This window comes from Pseudomonas sp. NPDC096917 (genome assembly GCF_044762555.1).
GTDB lineage: Bacteria > Pseudomonadota > Gammaproteobacteria > Pseudomonadales > Pseudomonadaceae > Aquipseudomonas.
In genome coordinates this window covers 173,549-194,154 of the sequence record NZ_JBIWEO010000002.1, presented here as the reverse complement: position 1 = coordinate 194,154, position 20,606 = coordinate 173,549, and the positions used below count along the sequence as shown (strand labels likewise).

18 protein-coding genes are annotated in these 20,606 nt (G+C 57.9%); 12 read left to right on the top strand and 6 right to left on the bottom strand.

Annotated features, from left to right (window positions below; translation table 11 throughout):
• Nucleotides 1-65: 65 nt before the first annotated feature.
• Nucleotides 66-1,013, bottom strand: coding sequence for a choline ABC transporter substrate-binding protein (locus tag ACIQYF_RS03050; RefSeq protein WP_402856703.1), 948 nt, complete (start codon nucleotides 1,011-1,013; stop codon nucleotides 66-68).
• Between the two features lie 358 nt (nucleotides 1,014-1,371).
• Here ACIQYF_RS03050 and ACIQYF_RS03045 point away from each other — a divergent pair, with 358 nt between their 5' ends.
• The gene (locus ACIQYF_RS03045; protein ID WP_402856700.1) at nucleotides 1,372-2,748 is read left to right on the top strand and encodes an L-serine ammonia-lyase; all 1,377 of its coding nucleotides are present in this window, start codon (nucleotides 1,372-1,374) and stop codon (nucleotides 2,746-2,748) included.
• Between the two features lie 119 nt (nucleotides 2,749-2,867).
• On the opposite strand, the gene ACIQYF_RS03040 is transcribed toward ACIQYF_RS03045, so the two are convergent.
• The gene (locus ACIQYF_RS03040; protein ID WP_402856697.1) at nucleotides 2,868-3,218 is read right to left on the bottom strand and encodes a DUF6124 family protein; all 351 of its coding nucleotides are present in this window, start codon (nucleotides 3,216-3,218) and stop codon (nucleotides 2,868-2,870) included.
• 452 nt (nucleotides 3,219-3,670) lie between these two features.
• Between ACIQYF_RS03040 and ACIQYF_RS03035 the strand changes: the two genes are divergently transcribed.
• The 4 genes from ACIQYF_RS03035 (at nucleotide 3,671) to ACIQYF_RS03020 (ending at nucleotide 8,674) form a co-directional block, all read left to right on the top strand.
• A complete protein-coding gene (locus ACIQYF_RS03035) occupies nucleotides 3,671-4,651 on the top strand; it encodes an RHS repeat-associated core domain-containing protein (protein ID WP_402856694.1) in 981 nt (326 codons plus the stop codon).
• 201 nt (nucleotides 4,652-4,852) lie between these two features.
• A complete protein-coding gene (locus tag ACIQYF_RS03030) occupies nucleotides 4,853-5,947 on the top strand; it encodes an RHS repeat-associated core domain-containing protein (protein WP_402856691.1) in 1,095 nt (364 codons plus the stop codon).
• A gap of 221 nt (nucleotides 5,948-6,168) precedes the next feature.
• A complete protein-coding gene (locus ACIQYF_RS03025) occupies nucleotides 6,169-7,224 on the top strand; it encodes an RHS repeat-associated core domain-containing protein (RefSeq protein WP_402856688.1) in 1,056 nt (351 codons plus the stop codon).
• A gap of 346 nt (nucleotides 7,225-7,570) precedes the next feature.
• Complete coding sequence (locus ACIQYF_RS03020; RefSeq protein ID WP_402856685.1) at nucleotides 7,571-8,674, top strand: GlxA family transcriptional regulator; 1,104 nt, start codon at nucleotides 7,571-7,573, stop codon at nucleotides 8,672-8,674.
• A 61-nt stretch (nucleotides 8,675-8,735) separates the two neighbouring features.
• Here ACIQYF_RS03020 and ACIQYF_RS03015 read toward each other — a convergent pair whose 3' ends face one another.
• From ACIQYF_RS03015 to ACIQYF_RS03005, 3 genes are all read right to left on the bottom strand, one after another.
• Nucleotides 8,736-8,990 carry a hypothetical protein gene (locus ACIQYF_RS03015; protein ID WP_402856682.1) on the bottom strand — a complete coding sequence of 85 codons (255 nt, stop codon included), beginning with the start codon at nucleotides 8,988-8,990 and terminating at the stop codon, nucleotides 8,736-8,738.
• A gap of 245 nt (nucleotides 8,991-9,235) precedes the next feature.
• Entirely contained in the window at nucleotides 9,236-9,652 is a 417-nt protein-coding gene (locus ACIQYF_RS03010) for a DUF3010 family protein (protein WP_402856679.1), read from the bottom strand.
• A 14-nt stretch (nucleotides 9,653-9,666) separates the two neighbouring features.
• A complete protein-coding gene (locus ACIQYF_RS03005) occupies nucleotides 9,667-10,068 on the bottom strand; it encodes a lysozyme inhibitor LprI family protein (RefSeq protein ID WP_402856676.1) in 402 nt (133 codons plus the stop codon).
• 229 nt (nucleotides 10,069-10,297) lie between these two features.
• Here ACIQYF_RS03005 and ACIQYF_RS03000 point away from each other — a divergent pair, with 229 nt between their 5' ends.
• The 7 genes from ACIQYF_RS03000 (at nucleotide 10,298) to ACIQYF_RS02970 (ending at nucleotide 19,103) form a co-directional block, all read left to right on the top strand.
• Entirely contained in the window at nucleotides 10,298-11,275 is a 978-nt protein-coding gene (locus ACIQYF_RS03000) for a dipeptidase (RefSeq protein WP_402856673.1), read from the top strand.
• A 92-nt stretch (nucleotides 11,276-11,367) separates the two neighbouring features.
• The gene (locus ACIQYF_RS02995; protein ID WP_402856670.1) at nucleotides 11,368-11,898 is read left to right on the top strand and encodes a DUF5943 domain-containing protein; all 531 of its coding nucleotides are present in this window, start codon (nucleotides 11,368-11,370) and stop codon (nucleotides 11,896-11,898) included.
• Nucleotides 11,899-11,913: 15 nt separating this feature from the next.
• A complete protein-coding gene (gene dgcA, locus ACIQYF_RS02990) occupies nucleotides 11,914-13,974 on the top strand; it encodes a dimethylglycine demethylation protein DgcA (protein WP_402856667.1) in 2,061 nt (686 codons plus the stop codon).
• A gap of 44 nt (nucleotides 13,975-14,018) precedes the next feature.
• Nucleotides 14,019-15,962 carry a dimethylglycine demethylation protein DgcB gene (gene dgcB, locus ACIQYF_RS02985; protein WP_402856664.1) on the top strand — a complete coding sequence of 648 codons (1,944 nt, stop codon included), beginning with the start codon at nucleotides 14,019-14,021 and terminating at the stop codon, nucleotides 15,960-15,962.
• Nucleotides 15,959-17,170 carry an electron transfer flavoprotein subunit alpha/FixB family protein gene (locus tag ACIQYF_RS02980; RefSeq protein WP_402856661.1) on the top strand — a complete coding sequence of 404 codons (1,212 nt, stop codon included), beginning with the start codon at nucleotides 15,959-15,961 and terminating at the stop codon, nucleotides 17,168-17,170. Before dgcB ends, ACIQYF_RS02980 begins: the two co-directional genes overlap by 4 nt.
• Nucleotides 17,171-17,230: 60 nt before the next feature.
• On the top strand, nucleotides 17,231-18,001 hold the full coding sequence (locus tag ACIQYF_RS02975; protein ID WP_402856658.1) for an electron transfer flavoprotein subunit beta: 771 nt from the start codon (nucleotides 17,231-17,233) through the stop codon (nucleotides 17,999-18,001).
• Nucleotides 18,002-18,524: 523 nt separating this feature from the next.
• The gene (locus tag ACIQYF_RS02970; protein WP_402856655.1) at nucleotides 18,525-19,103 is read left to right on the top strand and encodes a GNAT family N-acetyltransferase; all 579 of its coding nucleotides are present in this window, start codon (nucleotides 18,525-18,527) and stop codon (nucleotides 19,101-19,103) included.
• Between the two features lie 32 nt (nucleotides 19,104-19,135).
• On the opposite strand, the gene gbcA is transcribed toward ACIQYF_RS02970, so the two are convergent.
• On the bottom strand, nucleotides 19,136-20,428 hold the full coding sequence (gene gbcA / locus ACIQYF_RS02965; RefSeq protein WP_402856652.1) for a glycine-betaine demethylase subunit GbcA: 1,293 nt from the start codon (nucleotides 20,426-20,428) through the stop codon (nucleotides 19,136-19,138).
• Nucleotides 20,429-20,606 lie beyond the last annotated feature (178 nt).

Sequence of the window (20,606 nt, the reverse complement as noted above, 5' to 3'; positions counted from 1 at the left end):
GTGAACGTCCGCATGCAGGAGGAATTGAAACGGAGCCAGGCGGGCACGCCGCCCGGCGCCCCCGATTACTTCGCGAGGCTGGCCTTGACCGCCTCAAGGCCCGGCTTGCCATCAATAGTGGTCACGCCCGCCAGCCAGGTTTCGAGCACCTGAGGGTTCTGTTTAAGCCAGGCCTTGGCGGCCACGTCCGGCTTGATCTTGTCGTCCAGCACCTTGCCCATCAGGGTGCTTTCCATGTCCAGGGTGAAGACCAGGTTTTTCAGCAACTGGCCCACATTCGGGCACTCCTGGGTATAGCCCTTGCGTGTGTTGGTATAGATAGTCGCCTGGCCATAGTTGGGGCCAAAAAACTCATCGCCGCCGGTGAGGTACTTCATCTTGAAGCGGGTGTTCATCGGGTGCGGTTCCCAGCCCAGGAACACCACATCGGTGCCACGGCGCTGAGCGCGATCCACTTGCGAGAGCATCCCGGCTTCACTTGATTCCACCACCTTGAAACCCGCGTCTTTAAGGCCGAAGGCGTTCTTGTCGATCATGGTCTGGATCATGCGGTTGCCGTCGTTGCCCGGCTCAATCCCGTAGATCTTGCCGTCCAGCTCCTTCTTGAACGTGGGCAAGTCGGAAAAATCTTTCAGGCCTTTGTCATACAGCGCCTGGGGCACGGCGAGGGTGTACTTGGCGTTTTCCAGATTGGCGCGCACGGTCTCCACCGTTCCCGCTTCGCGGTAAGCCTTGATGTCGTTTTCCATGGTGGGCATCCAGTTACCGAGGAACACATCCATGTTCTTGCCATCTGCCAGCGACTTGTACGTCACCGGCACCGAAATCATTGTGGTTTTGGTCTTGTAACCCAGCGCATCCAGCACGGCGCTGGTGACGGCGGTGGTCACCGTGATGTCGGTCCAGCCGACGTCTGAGAAGTTAACGGTGTTGCACTGCTCAGGTTCAGCTGCCTGGGCGAGGACCGGCAGACTCAGCAATGCAGCCAACAGCAAGGGGGAGGAATGTTTCATGCAACAACTCCTGTGTGTCTGGGGGGCGGTTTTCGATCGGAAAGCCGCACGGATCAGTTGCGGTTGGGCGATGCCCGGCAAACGTGCTGCCGGCGCATCCAGCAATCGAGTCGAGACTGATCATGTAACAGCCAAAATCAAACGCCTACAGGGTGCGTCGCATCCAGTACAGGCAGGGTCGTATCTGATACCTGCGAGGTCGTATCTGGACGTTTCCTGTCCAAAAACAGCACTTTTAGAGCGTCTGCACCGCCTAAAACGGCGAGGGCGCTGACAGGCAATAGCGGGTCGCAGCTGGACGTTTTTCGGCTAGGCAAACGGCTCATCATGCGAGCACTCACTCACAAGGTTCTTGCTCATGGCTATCAGCGTGTTCGACCTGTTCAAGATTGGCATCGGCCCCTCCAGCTCCCACACCGTGGGCCCGATGCGGGCGGCGGCCCTGTTCGTGCAAGGGCTGCGCGAGCGTGGTCAGTTGCAACAGGTGCGACGCATTGAAGTGCAGCTTTACGGCTCGCTGTCGGCCACCGGCATTGGCCATGGCAGCGACAACGCCGTGATCATGGGCCTGATGGGCGAATGGCCAGATGCCATTGACCCGTCGCACATCGGCCCGCGCATCACCGAACTGCACGACAGCCAAACGCTGCTGCTGGATGGCTACTTGCCGATCCCGTTCGTGTGGGCGAACGACATGCGCCTCATCGATGAAAACCTGCCGTTCCACCCCAACGCCATGACCTTGATCGCTGAAGGCCATCACGGCGAACTGCACCGCGACACCTATTATTCGGTGGGCGGCGGCTTTGTGGTGGACGCGGCGCAAGCGGCCAGCGGCGTGTTGGACACGGACCGCACGGTCCTGCCTTATGATTTTTCCAGCGCCGTCGAACTGCTCAACCTGTGCCGTGAACACCACCTCAGCGTCGCCGCGTTAATGATGGCCAACGAACGCACCTGGCGCAGCGAAGACGAAATCCGCTGTGGCCTGATGACCCTCTGGCGCGCCATGCAGGACTGCGTCGAACAGGGCCTCAAGCATGAAGGCATCTTGCCCGGCGGGCTGCACGTACGGCGCCGCGCTGCGCGCTTGCACCGCAGTCTGCAAGAGCTGGGCAAACCCAACGTCATCGGCTCCACCCTCAGCGCTATGGAATGGGTCAACCTGTTCGCCCTGGCGGTCAACGAAGAAAACGCAGCGGGCGGGCGCATGGTCACCGCACCGACCAACGGCGCGGCAGGGATCATCCCGGCGGTGTTGCACTACTTCATGAAATTCAGCGACGAGGTCAGCGAAGCCAACGTCGTTGACTACTTATTAAGCGCAGCGGCGATTGGCATCTTGTGCAAAAAGAACGCCTCTATTTCCGGCGCCGAAGTGGGCTGCCAGGGCGAAGTCGGCTCGGCGTGCGCCATGGCGGCGGCTGGGCTGGCGCAAATCCTCGGCGCCACGCCGGAGCAACTGTGCAACGCCGCCGAAATTGGCCTGGAGCATAACCTGGGGCTGACCTGCGACCCGGTGGGTGGGCTGGTGCAAGTGCCGTGCATCGAGCGCAACGCCATTGCCGCAGTCAAAGCCATCAACGCCGCGCAAATGGCCCTGCGTGGCGACGGCCAACACTTCATCTCACTCGACCGGGTGATTCGCACCATGCGCGACACCGGCGCCGACATGCACGACAAATACAAAGAAACCTCACGCGGCGGCCTGGCGGTGAGCGCGGTGGAATGTTAATCGCCAATGTGTGTGCACAAAACCTGTAAGAGCGAGCTTGCTCGCGATCTGTTGCTCTGGCTTTGCTTTGGCTTAAGAGCCAAGTTAACGCGCCTGTCGCTAATCAGGCGCGTGCCGCTTTAGTGGGTGACCAGACTGTCCAGCGACTTGTCGACATACGCTTTGGCCAGCTCCGCCAAGTGCGCGAGCGACAGCACCACATCGCGCTGATTCCCGCTCAAGCCATTCCCCACCTCACTCGCCGAAGCAACCATACAGCGCAACAAGTCTGATGCCTGGGCCAGAGCCGCTTCTAAATTGACGCTGTCATGGATGGCATACGTGGCAGTGCCTGTCCCGCGAGCAGGCTTAGGGTCGTGCAGGTAGTAGTTCAACGCGCGGTCGGCAGCGGCACGGTCCAATGACGATGACGTGCAGTCAGCATCATCTTGCGCAGGGGAAACAGATGGATCTGGGACAATTTTTTTCATGGCACTACTCCGAACTTATTTAGGGAGCTGCTCCCGTCGCGACTAAACGAATTAGGTGGCAGCCGTACGCAGGTTAGTCGACCGGTAAGTTCGGAACCCGGCGCACCCGAAGGTGCCCTGCGCACGGCCACCATAAAACGCAGGCCGTAAAAAAGCGCCTCGCGGAGGTGGCGCCTTGCGCCGAACTAAACCGGGCGACTAAACCCGACCGCTGTTTTTGCAGCGATGGGCGCAGACTAGACCCCGATTTTGGAAGGCGCAAGGGTGCGAGATTTTCTCGGAAGATTCGCAGGATTGAAAGGGAAACGTCGTACGAAACGGCTGATTATTCATGACCGTTGTGGGCAGCGGCTACAGCCTGGCTCGTGCAACCTGGCAGATCTACCAGTACCCAGTTCAACCTCGCAGGTACAAGCTGAGTGTTCGCCTCTGTTCTGATCGAGCCTAGATAAATGCCCACTGACCTCTATCGATACGACCCGCTGAACCGTTTGCTCGAGTCCGCGCGCTGTCAGCGCTTCTACAACAAAAGTCGCTTGGCGACCGAGATTCAGGGCGAGGTGCGGCGCAGTGTGTTTCAGGTGGGCGATCAATTGTTGGCCGAGGGCGGGTCGGGTGTCAGCAACCTGCTGGCCACCGATCTTCAACGCTCGGTATTGCACACGGTTAATCCCGATAAACGCCAACCCATGGCCTATAACGTGTATGGCCATCGCCCGGCTGAAAGCGGCTTGTCCAGTGTGTTGGGTTTTAATGGCGAGCGGGCTGACCCCGTGACGGGGCATTACTTGTTAGGCAATGGGTATCGGGCGTTTAACCCGGTATTGATGCGTTTTAATAACCCGGACAGTTTGAGCCCGTTTGCTGAAGGCGGTATTAATGCTTATGGGTACTGCAAAGGAGATCCGGTTAATCTAGGTGATCCCTCAGGGCATACACCTGTTTTTTTGAAAAAAATATTGCGCGGGATGAGGCTTGTTAAGAAAGCGCCTACAACCCCGATCAACAAGTTTGCAAATGCTATTCCCAAACCTCGTGAAGGCGTCCCTAAATATAGAGGTTTTTTGGGGAAGACAATTAATTACGAAAAACTCTATCCTGGGATTGATGCGGCTAAAGCCCGACAGGCGGCTGACTATGAAGCCGCATTGAGAATGACAGAGCTTTATAGGGTTAAATTAAATTTAAATCCGGGCAATGCTAAGTATGACGATTTGCTTGTGTTTAATCAGGCGAGAGCTATTAAAAGCGCTGCTGAATATTCGGAAGTTGATATAGGAGATATTTCATTGAGTCTGTTAAATGAGCAATTAACCAAAGGTTTTTCACCCGCTGTAAAGGACTCGTTACTGGAAACAGTCAATAAATATGCCTGGTTGCATGAAGCTCCCAATCTTTGGCCTGAGAGCGTTCAAATTAAACGCAAACCCTAAAACAGTTTGATCCTTTAGCGCGCCTGCTTGCACTCAGGCGCGTGCCGCTTTAGTGCTTTAGGGAAACGTCGTACGAAACGGCTGGTTATACATGAGCGTTGTGGGCAGCAGCGGCTACAACCTGGCAGATCTACCAGTACGCAGTTCAACCGCGCAGGTGTAAGCTGAGCGTTCGCCTTCATCCTGGTCGAGCCTAGATAAATGCCCACTGCCTTCTATCAATACGACCCGCTGAACCGTTTGCTCGAATCCGCGGGCAGTCAGCGCTTCTACAACAAAAGTCGCTTGGCGACCGAGATTCAGGGCGAGGTGCGGCGCAGCGTGTTTCAGGTGGACGATCAGTTGTTGGCCGAGGGCGGGTCGGGTGTCAGCAACCTGCTGGCCACCGATCTTCAACGCTCGGTATTGCACACGGTTAATCCCGATAAATGCCAGCCTATGGCTTACAACGTGTATGGCCATCGCCCGGCTGAAAGCGGCTTGTCCAGTGTGTTGGGTTTTAATGGCGAGCGGGCTGACCCCGTGACGGGGCATTATTTATTGGGCAATGGGTATCGGGCGTTTAACCCGGTGTTGATGCGCTTTAATAGCCCGGACAGTTGGAGCCCGTTTGGGAAAGGCGGGATTAATGCGTATGGGTATTGTGGTGGGGATGCTATTAATTTTAGCGATCCAACGGGGCATGTATTTTTAAGGTATGTTTCGGATGTTTGGTCGCGGCTTAACCTATCGTCTGCTCTTAAGGGTATGAAGAGCCACGAATTGAATCTGCAAGTGACTAAGGCCAGTGGTGTGCCCATTACAACCTTTGAGTCATTGCAAAAATTGAAACCCGATGTCTATGCGGCTATTGATTATTCTAAGAACGGAAAACGCAGGGTTAATATTCAGGCTCATGGTTATTACTCTTCAGAAACGGGTGGGTATTTAACCAGTCAAGGTAAAAAAATAGTCGCCGAAGAGCTGCATCAATGGATGAGAGACGCCCAGTTGTTGAAGGTAGATAAAATAAGGCTAATGATTTGTTACTCAGGCAATGGTGGGGCGAATGGTTTGGCGGGGAAGCTTCATGAACTCACAGGTGTTCCTGTAACGGCTTATGCTGGGTTGTTAGCGACTAAAAATGGGCCCCGGGAACTTTACGAGAGCTTTGCGGCTACACAGGGTCATAATTTTAATATGTCTGACACGGTCAGCGTGCTTCGCCGTGAGGTGATTATTAAAACATCAAGCAGCGTACCCGACGCGCTGAGACCTGAATTTGAATACCGTCCTGTCCATTTTGGTGGACGTTAAAGTTTAACTAAAAACTTAATGGCTAAATCGGTCACGGGACTACTCAGCAGTCAGCCATTTAAGGCTGTAGAGCGAGCGTGTCTTGCGATTTTTTGAAGGTCAAAAGATCGCGAGCAAGCTCGCTCCTACAGGGGCGTACCTAGCAGTTCTGCCAGTAGGCAGCCGCGCCGTGCGGGTGCAAGCTGAGCGCTCGTACTTGTTCACGGCGAGCGCGCACAAACATGCCCACAGTGCTCTATACCTACGACCCACTGAACCGCTTGATCCAAACGGCAGGCATTCAGCGCTTTTACAACAGCTCGCGCATGACCACCGAGATTCAGGGCACAGTGCGGCGCAGCGTGTTTCAGGTGGGCGATCACTTGTTGGCCGAGGGCGGGGCGGGTGTCAGCAACCTGCTGGCCACCGACCTGCAACGCTCGGTATTGCACACGGTTAATCCCGATAAAAGCCAACCCCTTGCCTATAACGTGTATGGCCATCGCCCGGCTGAAAGCGGCGTGGCCCGTGTGCTGGGGTTTAATGGCGAACGGGCTGACCCGCAGACGGGGCATTACTTGTTGGGCAATGGCTATCGGGCGTTTAACCCGGTGTTGATGCGTTTTAACAGCCCGGACAGCATGAGCCCGTTTGGGCAGGGCGGGATTAATGCGTACGGATACTGTGGTGGCGACCCCCTTAACTTTGAAGACTCTAGTGGTCATTTTTTTAAAGCGATTAATCGCTCACTTAAAAATATGAAAACGGCAGTTGCCGATTTTTTCTTGGGCAGCAAATCCGCGGAAATTTCAAACATTAGAAAGTTGGCTGATGGTATTACCGCCTTCGAACGAGTCTCTAAGTCAGGGCATAAAAAACTTGTTCTGGGCGGTCATGGAGCGCCCCTTGGCGGAAAAATAGTTGTGGCTGCAGGCAATATACCCTTGAGTTCTAAAGGGCTGGTTGCGCTAGCTCGCGACGCCGGTGTGGATTTTAGGGATTATAAAGCGGTTGATTTAATTATATGCACCAGTGCGAGCTTGGGATTTGCCCAAGACGTTGCCAACTTAACCCGGCTACCCGCAAAAGGGTTTAATGGTCCTGTGACTGCCATGCTTCCAGACGAGTGGATGCCGGATATGGTGGTCGGGGAAATATATCAATCAAGCACACCGATGAGGATTTTTAGAAATGACAGAGGCATTTATAAACTGTCACCAATGGATTTCGCCTTAAGAAACTACAAGCCAGTTAAATTTATGCCTGAGAATGTTGACTCGCTACGGGGGACTAATTAAAGCTGGATAATCCTGCCCGGTTACAGCGCACTCCGCCCCTTTTCAGCGCACACCTGTCATCTGCACCTTTGGTGACACGGGCTCGTCCTACGTGTTTCCCACAAGTGCTACCGATTTGCTCAACACGCCTCTGCGCTCTGCGCCACGTCTGTTTAGACGTCGTTTGCCCTTGCATTTGCCATTACCCGCCTAGACGCATTGCGACGTCGTTTTTAGGCTTTGTTGAATGCGCATTCAAGTTTAGGCACGGCATTTGCGTTGTCATTGCAAAGCCCCCGCTAAACGTGGGCCATAACAAGAGCCTGCGCCTGGGGCCATCACCCGCTTTGTGTGAGGAGATATCGCGATGACGTCGTTCAACTCCGGGGCCCAACCCCAGAACCGTACGCCTCAATCCATCGGTTTTTTGCTGCTGGACAATTTCACGCTCATTTCCCTGGCCTCCGCGATAGAGCCCTTGCGCATGGCCAATCAGTTGTCCGGCCGCGAGCTGTATCGCTGGAGCACCCTCAGCGCGGACGGCAGCCAGGTGTGGGCCAGTGATGGCTTGCAAATCACCCCTGACGCGAGCATGCACAAGGCCCCGGCGCTGGACATGGTGATTGTGTGTGGCGGTATTGGTATTCAACGCACTGTTACCCGCGAACACGTTTCGTGGCTGCAAAGCCAGGCGCGCCAATCGCGCCGCTTGGGGGCGGTGTGTACCGGCAGCTGGGCGCTGGCGTATGCCGGGTTGCTCGACGGATTTGATTGCAGCGTGCACTGGGAATGCCTGGCGTCGATGCAGGAAGCCTTCCCGCGGGTGTCCATGAGCACCCGTCTGTTTACTCTGGACCGCAGCCGTTTCACCAGTTCAGGTGGCACTGCACCGATGGACATGATGTTGCACCTTATTAGCCGTGATCATGGCCGCGAACTGTCGGCGGCGATCTCGGAAATGTTTGTGTATGAACGTATTCGTAACGAGCAGGACCATCAGCGCGTGCCGCTCAAGCACATGCTGGGTACCAACCAGCCGAAGTTGCAGGAAATCGTCGCGCTGATGGAAGCCAATCTTGAAGAGCCGATCGACCTGGATGAGCTCGCGGTGTACGTGACGGTGTCCCGTCGTCAGCTAGAGCGCCTGTTCCAGAAGTATTTGCACTGCTCGCCGTCGCGCTACTACCTCAAGCTGCGACTGGTGAGGGCGCGGCAGTTGCTCAAGCAAACACCGATGTCGATTATCGAAGTGGCGGCAGTGTGCGGGTTTGTCTCGACGCCGCACTTTTCCAAGTGTTATCGCGAGTATTTTGGGATTCCGCCACGCGATGAGCGCGTGGGCTCTAATACGGCGCAGCAAACCACGCTGGTGGCGATTCCTCATTCGCTGTTGTTGACGCCATTGGCCGGGCCGATGTCGGCGCTTAATCAGGCCCGCAATGAATCGACGTTTGCCAGCGTGAGGGTGTAGTGCTGTGGTCAAAAGTGCCCTCTCTCTGTGGGAGAGGGCTAGGGTGAGGGGCTTTTGACTGTCAAGCCCGGCTCTGCCTGAACTGCGCCAACCCCGGCAGCAGTTGCTGGTCGATGGCCTGGCGCACCGCAGGCAATAGGGTCGCGCTACTGGTGTACAGTTTCTCTACCAGCCCTTTGAGTGCGCGGGCATTGGTTTCGTTGAGCCCGCACACCACGCTGGAGCACGCTTGTTCAGCGTTCCCCGACACTTCAAACCCCAGTGAACGCAGTTGGTTCAGCAGGTCCTGCTCATCAATCAAATCTGCGTGCATCATGCTTTTTCCCTTCCACAGAGGCGCGATCGAAGTTTGATTCTGGTAGTGCTTCAAGAAAGGGGCAAGCGAGGTTTGACAGGATGTCTGGTACGCCTAAGAACAGGTCGTTTTTAGCTAAGTAACCCTGCCCCGAGCTGGGCACACTGCAATCAGCAACACGGCCGTTGGTTTGGTCACCTTCTCGGCATCCCGCACGCTTGGCCTCGAACCTGTCACGGCAGGTTCGGGGCTTTTTTGTATGGGGCTTAACCCTTTAGCAGCGCTGCACACGCCGCTTTGTAGGCGTCGTGCTGGTATTTGTTCAGCGATGCAGGCAGGTCGAACGCATGCTTTTTGAATTGCGCGTTGAGGGTTTGCGGTGACAGTAATTGCACCTCGCACGCGTCCAGCAATTGAATGAGGCCTTCGATTTTAAAGGTCGTGGGGCCACCGGCGAATTCGCCTTTTTTGCTGCGTTTTTTGATGGCGATACGAGTGATGGCGTTGGCCTTCACGAACGCTGCGACCTGCGCGGCGAAGGCTTTGACGTTGGCGGCGTCTTCATCGTCGTCGAGGGCGATTTTTTTAGTGGCAATGGCCACGTGCTCCAGGCCATTTGCGCCTTGGGTCGCCAAGGCGAAAATGGCTTCGCTGCCTTTGATTTCGATACCGCAAATAGTCATATAAGCCTCACAGGTCATTCCTGACCAATCGATTCCAAAAATTCCGAGCGGTCATCACTGATGGCCGCCATGCAGTCGTTTTGGGCGATGTTGAACGCTTCGGTGCCCGCCGTTGCCGGGAACACCACAATTGCGCAATCGGCATCGCGCTGGTGCAACCACAGCGCCTGCGCCGCTTTGATCTTGCTGATGATGTTGTTGAGCTGGGTCGCGTTGCTGCCGTACAGCGACTTCATGCGCGCTTGCAGCGCTTCGTAGTTTTCGCTCAGCAACTGCTCTGCGGCCTGTTTGCTGTACACCGAACACGCCAGCGTTTGCTGGTCGTTCTCTACCGCATCACACGGGTTGTAATCGGCATCATCGGCGGCGTACGCCCCGCTGGTGATCAACGCCAAGGCCAGGAGAATCGATTTCATTGCGGCTTCCTAATCCATAGTTGGAACGGATTCTGGCTTAAGCGTCGGCCAATTAACAGTCACGGCTGGCAAGCAGCGTTCAGGGCCGCCCCACGCTTTGTCGCGGATTGACGCTTTCGGCAATCGCGCTGTCGCTTTTGCACCCGGCTGTTTTTAACCCCAAGCCTATGCTGGCCCCAAAGCGCCGGCAGACGATTCGGCGCAGCAATCGCCTACAAGGGGACGCCTGATGAGCCCAGCCGAGTTGCACGCAGACAGCATCGTTATCGACGGGCTGATCATTGCCAAATGGAACCGCGAGTTGTTTGAAGACATGCGCAAAGGCGGCTTGACTGCCGCTAACTGCACGGTGTCGGTGTGGGAGGGGTTTGTTGCCACAATCAATAACATCGTCGCCAGCCAGACCCTGATCCGCGAAAACAGCGACCTGGTGATCCCGGTCAGAACCACCGCCGACATTCGTCGTGCCAAGGAACTGGGCAAAACCGGGATCATCTTCGGCTTCCAGAATGCCCACGCATTTGAAGACCAGTTGGGCTACATCGAGATCTTCAAACAGCTCGGGGTTGGCGTCGTGCAGATGTGTTACAACACGCAAAATCTGGTGGGCACCGGCTGCTATGAACGCGATGGCGGGCTCTCGGGTTTTGGCCGCGAAGTGGTGGCTGAAATGAACCGCGTCGGCATCATGTGCGACCTGTCGCACGTAGGCTCAAAAACCTCTGAAGAAGTCATTCTCGAATCGAAAAAGCCGGTCTGCTACTCGCACTGTTTGCCGTCCGGCCTTAAAGAACACCCGCGCAACAAATCGGATGCTGAACTCAAGTTCATTGCCGACCACGGTGGCTTTGTCGGTGTGACCATGTTCGCGCCGTTCCTGGCCAAGGGCATCGACGCCACTGTCGACGATTACGCCGAAGCCATCGAATACACGATGAACATCGTGGGCGAAGACGCGATTGGCATTGGCACCGACTTCACCCAAGGCCACGGTCAGGACTTTTTCGAAATGCTGACCCACGACAAAGGCTACGCCCGGCGTCTGACCAGCTTCGGCAAGATCATCAACCCGCTGGGCATCCGCACCGTGGGCGAGTTCCCGAACCTCACTCAAACCCTGCTCAAGCGCGGCCACAGCGAACGCGTGGTGCGCAAGATCATGGGTGAAAACTGGGTCAACGTCCTGAAAGACGTCTGGGGCGAATAAGCCGCCACTCGCCCTCACCCAACCCTCTCCCCCGGTAGAGGGCAGGGTGAGGGGCGAAACGAACCTTACCTCGAATTCTGGAGTTTTATTCCATGGCTAAAATCGCCCCGCAATTACCTATCGAAGTCGACAGCGAGACCGGTGTCTGGACGTCCGACGCCCTGGCGATGCTCTACGTGCCACGGCATTTTTTCGTCAACAACCACATGGGCATTGAAGAGGTGCTGGGCGCTGAGGCCTACGCCGAGATTCTCTACAAAGCCGGTTACAAGTCCGCCTGGCACTGGTGCGAAAAAGAAGCTGAATGCCATGGCCTGGAAGGCGTTGCGGTGTTCGAACACTACATGAAACGCCTGTCGCAACGCGGCTGGGGCCTGTTCACCATTCAGGCCATCGACCTCGATAAAGGCACGGCCACGATCAAGCTCGAACACTCCTGCTTTGTTTATGTGTACGGCAAGGTCGGGCGCAAGGTCGACTACATGTTCACCGGCTGGTTTGCAGGGGCCATGGACCAGATCCTGCAAGCGCGTGGCAGTGACATTCGTACCGTGGCCGAACAGGTCTATAGCGGATCGGAAGAAGGCCACGATCACGGCCTGTTTATCGTCAAGCCGTTGTAAGTCGAGGATCGGGATATGGCGTTCGAAGCAATGTTTGAGCCGATTCAAATCGGCAAACTGACCATTCGCAACCGTGTACTCAGCACCGCGCACGCTGAGGTCTACGCCACTGATGGCGGCATGACCACTGAGCGTTACGTGCAGTACTACGAGGAAAAAGCCAAAGGCGGCATTGGCCTGGCGATTTGCGGCGGCTCATCTGTCGTGGCCATCGACAGTCCGCAGGAGTGGTGGAGTTCGGTCAACCTGAGCACCGACCGTATCATCCCGCACTTTCAGAATTTGGCCGACGCCATGCACAAGCACGGCGCCAAAATCATGATCCAGATTACCCACATGGGCCGTCGCTCACGGTGGGATGGCTTTAACTGGCCCACCCTTATGTCGCCGTCCGGCGTACGTGAGCCGGTGCACCGCGCCACCTGCAAAACCATCGAGCCCGAAGAAATCTGGCGCATCATCGGCAACTACGCCAGCGCCGCGGGGCGGGCTAAAAAAGGCGGGTTGGATGGCGTGGAACTGTCGGCGGTGCACCAGCACATGATCGACCAGTTCTGGAGCCCGCGGGTTAACAAGCGCACCGATGAATGGGGCGGCAGTTTTGAGAACCGCATGCGCTTTGGCCTGGAAGTGCTCAAAGCGGTGCGCGCCGAAGTCGGCCCGGACTTCTGTGTGGGCATTCGCCTGTGCGGTGATGAGTTTCACCCCGATGGCTTGAGCCACGAGGACATGAAACAAATCGCCAAGTATTACGACGACACCGGCATGCTCGACTTCATCGGCGTGGTCGGTTCGGGTTGCGACACGCACAACACCCTGGCCAACGTGATCCCGAACATGAGTTTTCCGCCGGAGCCATTTTTGCACCTGGCCGCAGGTATCAAAGAAGTGGTCAAGGCGCCGGTGCTGCATGCGCAAAACATCAAGGATCCGAACCAGGCCACACGCATTCTGGAAGGTGGCTACGTGGACATGGTCGGCATGACCCGTGCCCACATCGCTGACCCGCACCTGATCGCCAAGATCAAAATGGGCCAGGTCGACCAGATCAAACAATGCGTGGGCGCCAACTACTGCATCGACCGCCAGTACCAAGGGCTGGATGTGCTGTGCATTCAGAACGCGGCGACGTCGCGTGAATACATGGGCGTGCCGCACATCATTCAGAAAACCACCGGGCCTAAACGCAAAGTGGTGATCGTCGGCGCAGGCCCGGCCGGGATGGAAGCCGCACGGGTGGCTGCTGAACGCGGGCATGATGTGACGCTTTTTGAGAAAAAAGAGGCGATGGGTGGGCAAATCACGACAGCCTCCAAGGCCCCGCAACGTGACCAGATGGCCGGCATCACGCGCTGGTTCCAACTGGAACTGGCGCGACTGAACGTTGACTTGCGCTTGGGCACTGCTGGCGATGTGGCGACCATTCGTGACCTGCGCCCCGACATCGTGGTGTTGGCGGTGGGCGGTCATTCGTATGTGGAACAGAACGAACACTGGGGCGCAGCTCAAGGGTTGGTGGTCAGTAGCTGGGACGTGCTCGACGGCAAAGTAGCGCCGGGTAAAAACGTGCTGGTGTACGACACCATTTGCGAATTCACCGGCATGTCCGTGGCTGACTTTCTGGCCGACAAAGGCGCGCAGGTCGAAATCGTCACCGATGACACCAAGCCGGGTGTGGCGATTGGCGGTACATCATTCCCCACCTACTACCGCAGCCTGTACCCCAAAGAAGTGATCATGACCGGCGACCTGATGCTCGAGAAGGTCTACCGCGAGGGTGACAAGCTGATTGCCGTGCTGGAGAACGAATACACCGGCGCCAAAGAAGAACGCGTGGTCGACCAAGTGGTGATTGAAAACGGCGTGCGCCCCGACGAAGAGCTGTACTACGCGCTTAAACCGGATTCGCGCAACAAGGGCCAGATCGACGTAGAAGCGTTGTACGCCATCCAGCCGCAGCCATGCCTGAGCGAAGCGGGGGACGGCTACTTGTTGTTCCGCATCGGTGACTGCGTGGCGCAGCGCAACGTGCATGCCGCGATCTATGACGCGCTCAGGTTGTGTAAGGATTTCTAAGCAGCGCCCCATAACCCTGTAGCCGCTGTTTTGGGAGCTTCACCATGCTAACTATTGTTCTCCCGGTTTTGTTATTCGCCGCCCTTGCGCTGGCCATTCTGGGCGCGGTGCGCCGGATGAATAGGTGGCGTCGCGGTCGCCCGGCCAAGGTCGATTTGCTCGGCGGCCTGCTGGCCATGCCGCGTCGCTACATGGTCGATTTGCACCACGTGGTGGCCCGCGATAAATACATGGCCAACACCCACGTCGCCACGGCTGGCGGCTTTGTGCTGGCAGCGGTGCTGGCGATTCTGGTGCACGGGCTTGGCGTGCAAAACCGCGTGCTCGGCTACGCGTTGCTGTTCGCCACGGCGCTGATGTTTGTCGGCGCGCTGTTTGTGTTTAAACGTCGCATCAACCCACCGGCCCGCCTGTCCAAGGGGCCGTGGATGCGCCTGCCGAAAAGCTTGCTGGTGTTTTCAGCGAGCTTTTTTATCCTCACCTTGCCGGTCGCAGGTTGGCTGCCTGAAGGCTTTGGCGGCTGGTTGCTGGCCGCGTTGTTGGCCGTCGGCGTGGCGTGGGGCGTGTCGGAAATGTTCTTGGGCATGACCTGGGGCGGGCCGATGAAACACGCCTTCGCGGGCGCCTTGCATCTGGCCTGGCACCGCCGGGCCGAGCGTTTTGGTGGCGGCCGTTCCACGGGTTTAAAAGCCCTGGACCTGAATGACCGCAGCGCGCCATTGGGTGTCGAAAAGCCCATGGACTTCACCTGGAACCAACTGCTCGGTTTCGACGCCTGCGTGCAGTGCGGCAAGTGTGAGGCCGCGTGCCCGGCCTTTGCTGCCGGCCAGCCGCTGAACCCGAAAAAGCTGATTCAAGACATGGTCGTAGGATTGGCGGGCGGCACGGACGCGCAGTTTGCCGGCAGCCCGTACCCTGGCAAACCGATTGGCGAGCATGCCGGCAACCCGCACCAACCCATCGTCAATGGCCTGGTCGATGCCGACACCTTGTGGGCGTGCACCACCTGCCGTGCCTGTGTCGAAGAGTGCCCGATGATGATCGAGCACGTGGACGCCATCGTCGATATGCGCCGTTTCCTCACCCTGGAAAAAGGCGCCACCCCCAACAACGGCGCGCAGGTGCTGGACAACCTGATCGCCACCGACAACCCCGGCGGTTTTGCCCCCGGCGGACGGATGAACTGGGCGGCCGATTTGAGCCTCGATGTGATGCGCGACAAGCGCTCGGTGGACGTGCTGTTTTGGGTCGGTGATGGCGCCTTTGATATGCGTAACCAGCGCACCTTGCGTGCGTTCGTTAACGTGCTCAAAGCGGCCAGGGTCAACTTCGCCGTGCTGGGTCTTGAAGAGCGCGACAGCGGCGACGTGGCCCGGCGTTTGGGCGATGAAGCGACGTTTCAGGCGCTGGCCACGCGCAACATCCAGACCTTGGCGCAGTACCGGTTCACACGCATCGTGACCTGCGACCCGCACAGTTTTCATGTGCTGAAAAACGAATACGCAGCCTTTGGTGGCGACTACTTTGTGCAGCATCACAGCACCTACATGGCCGAGTTGCTGGCGGTCGGGGCGCTGAAGGTGAGCGCCGACACGGGCGGCTGCGTGACCTATCACGACCCGTGCTACCTGGGCCGCTACAACGGTGAGTACGAGGCGCCGCGTGCGGTGCTGCGCGCACTGGGCATTGAAGTCAAAGAGATGGCGCGTTCGGGCTTTCGCTCGCGGTGCTGCGGTGGGGGCGGTGGCGCGCCGATTACCGACATTCCCGGCAAGCAACGCATTCCCGACATGCGCATGGACGACATTCGCGAGACCGGCGCCGAGCGCGTGGCCGTGGGCTGCCCGCAATGCACCGCCATGCTCGAAGGCGTGGTCGAACCCAGGCCGCTGATCAAAGACCTTGCTGAACTGGTGGCTGACGCGCTGATTGAAGCCCCGGCACCGGCCAAAACGGCCAAGTGCGCAACCGAAGAGGTGACCGCATGAGTGACATTATTCGCCGCGACCCGCGTGCCGAGTGGATCGCCCGCAATCGCCTGCACCCGCTGCACGCGGCCATGCAACCGACACAACCGAGCTGGATGGGGCCCAACGGCGTGCTGCGCAAAAACGTGCACGGTGTGGGGTTTATCGGCCCTCACGGCATCAAGCGCATAGACCGCAGCGGCGAACAGCAAGCCGGGGTGAGCAAACGTACGGCCAGTGTTGCAGTGCAATTGCCGCTGCATCAGGTGGCGGCACCGGCGTTTTATATCGCCGTGGTGCCGGACATGGTAGGTGGCCGTTTGAGCAGTCATGACCGTGACCTGCTGGGGCTGGCCCATCAACTGGCTGGCCCAGACGGCGCGGTGCTGGCGGTGGTGTTTGGCGAATCCAGGGAAGCCGCGTTTGCCACGGCGGGCGTTGACCGGTTGTTGCTGCTCGACAGCCAAGGGTATGCACCGGAGCAACAGGTGGTGGGGTTGCGGGCTGTGGATAACCAGTTCGCGCCCAAGCATTGGTTGCTGCCGGACAGCCGTAACGGCGGGGGTGAATTGGGTCGACGCTTGGCGGCAAGCCTGGGCGAGCGCCCGGCCACGCGCGTGTGGCAAGTCAAGGACGGCCAGTGCGTAGGCCGTGCCGGGGCCGGGCTGCAAGACGTGGCGCAACCCGTACCGCGGCTGATTCTGGCCGCGGCGCAATGCGCCGAGCCGGTGAGCGAAACCCGGCATGAAGCGCTTGTCGTGGAGTTATCCACAGATGCGCCGCGCTGCTTGCCGCGCATTGAAGACCTGGGCGCGGTGGACGTGGACCCGGCAGCGATTCCCATGGCGGAGGCGGAATTTATCCTCAGTGGTGGCAATGGCGTTAAAGACTGGGGACTTTTCCACAAGACGGCCGCCGCGTTGGGAGCCACAGAAGGTGCGTCACGGGTGGCGGTGGATGATGGCTTTATGGGCCGCGAGCGCCAAGTGGGCGCGAGTGGTACGTGGGTGACGGCGCGGGTGTATGTGGCAGTCGGTATTAGCGGCGCGATCCAGCACCTGCAAGGCATTGGTGCCTGCGACAAAGTGGTGGCGATCAACCTGGACCCAGCCTGCGACATGATCAAACGTGCGGATTTGTCGGTGATCGGCGATGGCGCGGCGGTGCTGCAAGCGCTGATAGCGGCTGTTGATAACTGGCGGCATGGCGCGAAACAAGACGCCGCCTAAGAACGCCCTCACCCAACCCTCTCCAAGAGGGAGAGGGGCTTTTGATTGGGAGATTAAAAAATGACCATCGCGACCGTTGCACTGGTTTCAATCGGCGCTCACCCGGCCTCGGGCCGTGCCCGTCGTGCTGAGCACGACGCCCGTGCTGTAGAGCTGGGTCTGCAACTGGCTGGGGATAACCTGCATGTGTTGCACGCGGGCAACCCGCACGAACCCGCTCTTCGCGCTTATCTGGGCATGGGCCTGGACGAACTGCATGTGCTGGAGCAGCCAGACGGCAGCGATGCCGTACCGATACTGCGCGACTATTTGCGCGAATCCGGCGTCCAGCTCGTACTCGCGGGCAGCCAGGCCGAAACCGGCGAAGGCTCGGGCATGTTGCCGTACCTGCTGGCCGAACAGCTGGGCTGGCCGCTGTTGGTGGGCGTGGCGCAGATCGAATCTGTCCACAACGGCGTGGCGCTGGTGCTGCAAGCGCTGCCCCGAGGCCAGCGTCGTCGACTCAAAGTGCGCCTGCCCTTTATGGCGACTGTGGATAACGCAGGCCCCCAGGCGCGTCAAAGTGCCTACGGCCCCGCTACTCGGGGGCACATCGGTGCACAAGCCGTTGAAGTGATGATGGATGACTTATCCACATTGGGCGTTTTCCAGGCCGCGAAGTCGCGCCCCAAGCGGTTAAAGGTGATCAAAGCCAAAAGTGGCGCAGACCGCATGAAAGCGGCCACCGCCAAGGCTGCAGGTGGTTCGGGCCACGTGCTCAACGGCGTAAGCGCCGAAGAGGGCGCGCAGGCCATTTTGAAGTTATTAATCGAAGAAGGCGTGGTGCGCTGAGTTGCCCACAAAGTCTGTTAGCGCTTATGTGGATAAGTTGTTTGCTGTCGGCTAAGCGCTATACAAATCAAGGCTTACAGGCTTCTGATCAAAAAACACCCAAATGCCGTAGTTATCCACCGCTTCATGCTTAAACCCTTGAAGAATGGCGGCTTTAAGGGGTTTTCCACAGTGAGGGAGGGCAGTGCATAAGTTGCGCACATTCTCTGTTGGCGGTTATGTGGATAACGTGTTCGCGGTTGTCTACAGCCCATGTAAAACGTGGCTTACGCTAATTTGTACAAAAAACAACCAATCGCACTTTTTGGGATAACTTACCCACTTCCCCACAATTGCTGTGGGTGTGACTGTGGATAAGTTGTTGGTGAAGGGCTGCGCGCCTTTGAAAGCGCAGGGTAGAGCGGTTTGATCAAAAAATAGCCAGTGGACAGTAATACTTGGATATAAAACACCCCCCGCGCTCTGTTTTGCATTGAGGGGCCCTGCGCTAAAAAGAGCCCCTTATGCCCGTGGAGTGAAGCTTATGCCTGTCTTATTTCGTCCGGCCTTGCGTACTGATGCGCGTGAGATTGCGCGTCTGTTTCAAATTTCATCTGAGGGTGGGGCCGACTACATCTGGAGCCTAATGGCGCAGCCCGGTGAAGCGCTGTTGGACGTTGGCGCACAACGTTATGCCCGTGAAGGGGTCAATTTTTCGTACGAAAACTGCCTGATCGCCGAGGCCGAGGGTCAGGTGATCGGCATGATGCACAGTTACGTGATGCGTGAAGACCCAAACCCCGAGCCTGTGACCGACCCGGTGCTGGCGCCTTATGCCAGCATGGAAATTCCCGACACGCTGTACATCTCAAGCCTGGCCTTGCATGAAGGGTGGCGTAACCAGGGCTTGGGCCAAGCGTTCCTCAAGCACGCCCACCAGCGCTGTGATGAATTGGGGCTCAAGGGCTTGAGCCTGATCGATTACGCGGTGAATACCGGCGCTCGTCGGTTCTATGAGCGGCATGGATTCACTATCGTCCAAACCTGCACCATCGTCCCGCACCCGATGATCCGGGTAACGGGCGATGCCTATTTGATGTCTCTGGAGCGCACACCTCTGTAGGAGCAAGCTCGCTCCTGCATCGTTTTATGTGATTACTGGGCGACGACGCCTTTGAGATACGGCGCTGGCGCCGCGCCCAGGTTGTTGAGCAAGCGCTCGCTGTACCAGTCCACAAAGTTGACCACGCCAAACTCATAGGTCTGGGAGTAAGGGCCCGGCTGGTACGCCACGGAGTTGATGCCGCGCTGGTTTTCTTCGGCCAGACGACGGTCCTGGTCGTTGGTCGCATCCCACACCTGGCGCATGCGATCGACGTCGTAGTCCACGCCTTCTACGGCGTCTTTGTGCACGAGCCATTTGGTGGTCACGAGGGTTTCCTGTGGGCCGATCGGCCACACAGTGAACACGATGATGTGGTCACCCATGCAGTGGTTCCACGAGTGCGGCAGGTGCAGGATGCGCATCGAGCCCAGGTCCGGGTTTTTGATCCGGCCCATGAGTTTTGCACAGCCTTGTTTGCCGTCCAGGGTCATGGACACGGTGCCCTTGAGCAACGGCATGCGCACGATGCGGTTACGCAGGCCAAAACTGGCGTGCGCGTACGGGATTTTCTCTGCATCCCACGCCGCGGCCGAGGCCGCCACGTGGTCCTTGAAGGCCTGGTCGGCGCGCGGGTCGGTGACGTCGTCCCACTCCAGCAGGGTTTTCAACAGCTCGGGGTGGGATGCGTTGCAGTGGTAGCACTCGCGGTTGTTTTCGAGCACCAGTTTCCAGTTGGCTTTCTCGACCAGGGTGGTTTGAATCGCCACCTTGGTGTTTTCCATGTCGTAGGGTTCCATGTAGTGGTTGAGCGTCGCCAGAAACTCGTCAATCGCCGGCGGGTTGTCAGCCAGGCTGATAAAGATGTAGCCGCCTGCGGTTTTAACGTTCACAGGCTTGAGGCCGTATTGCTTCATGTCGAAGTCGGCGCCCATCTCGGTGCCGGCAAACAGCAGGCGCCCGTCCAGCTCGTAGGTCCATTGATGGTAGTGGCACACCAGCTTGGCGACTTTGCCCTTGTCGCTGGTGCACAGCCGTGAACCGCGATGGCGGCACACGTTATGAAAGGCATGCACCTGACCCTCGGCGCCGCGAATCACGATGATCGGGTTTTTGCCCACTTGCAGGGTCAGAAAGTTGCCCTTGGTCGGGATCTCGCAGGTCATGCCCGCAATCAGCCACTCTTTCTGAAAAATCTCCTGCATGTCGATTTCGAACAGGCGCTCGTCGTTGTAAAACGGCTGCGGCAGCGAAAACGTGCGCTCGCGGTTTTGCAACATCTGGGCGGTGGCCTTGCGTGCGGGTTCCAGTGGATCGCCCAGGCTCAAGGTTGCGGTGACGTCCATCGTTGTAGTCCTCATGGCCATAGAATGTGGCCTAAAAGTGGCAGATCAGGGTTCGACGCAAGACATAGCAATCAGCGTTATGTGTGGCGCTGAGTGTGCGTTCCAAGCGCTGGGATGCCATATCTGCGGGCGACATGGCCCAATCTGTTCCCGACGCGCGAGGCCCTGTTTTCAGGGG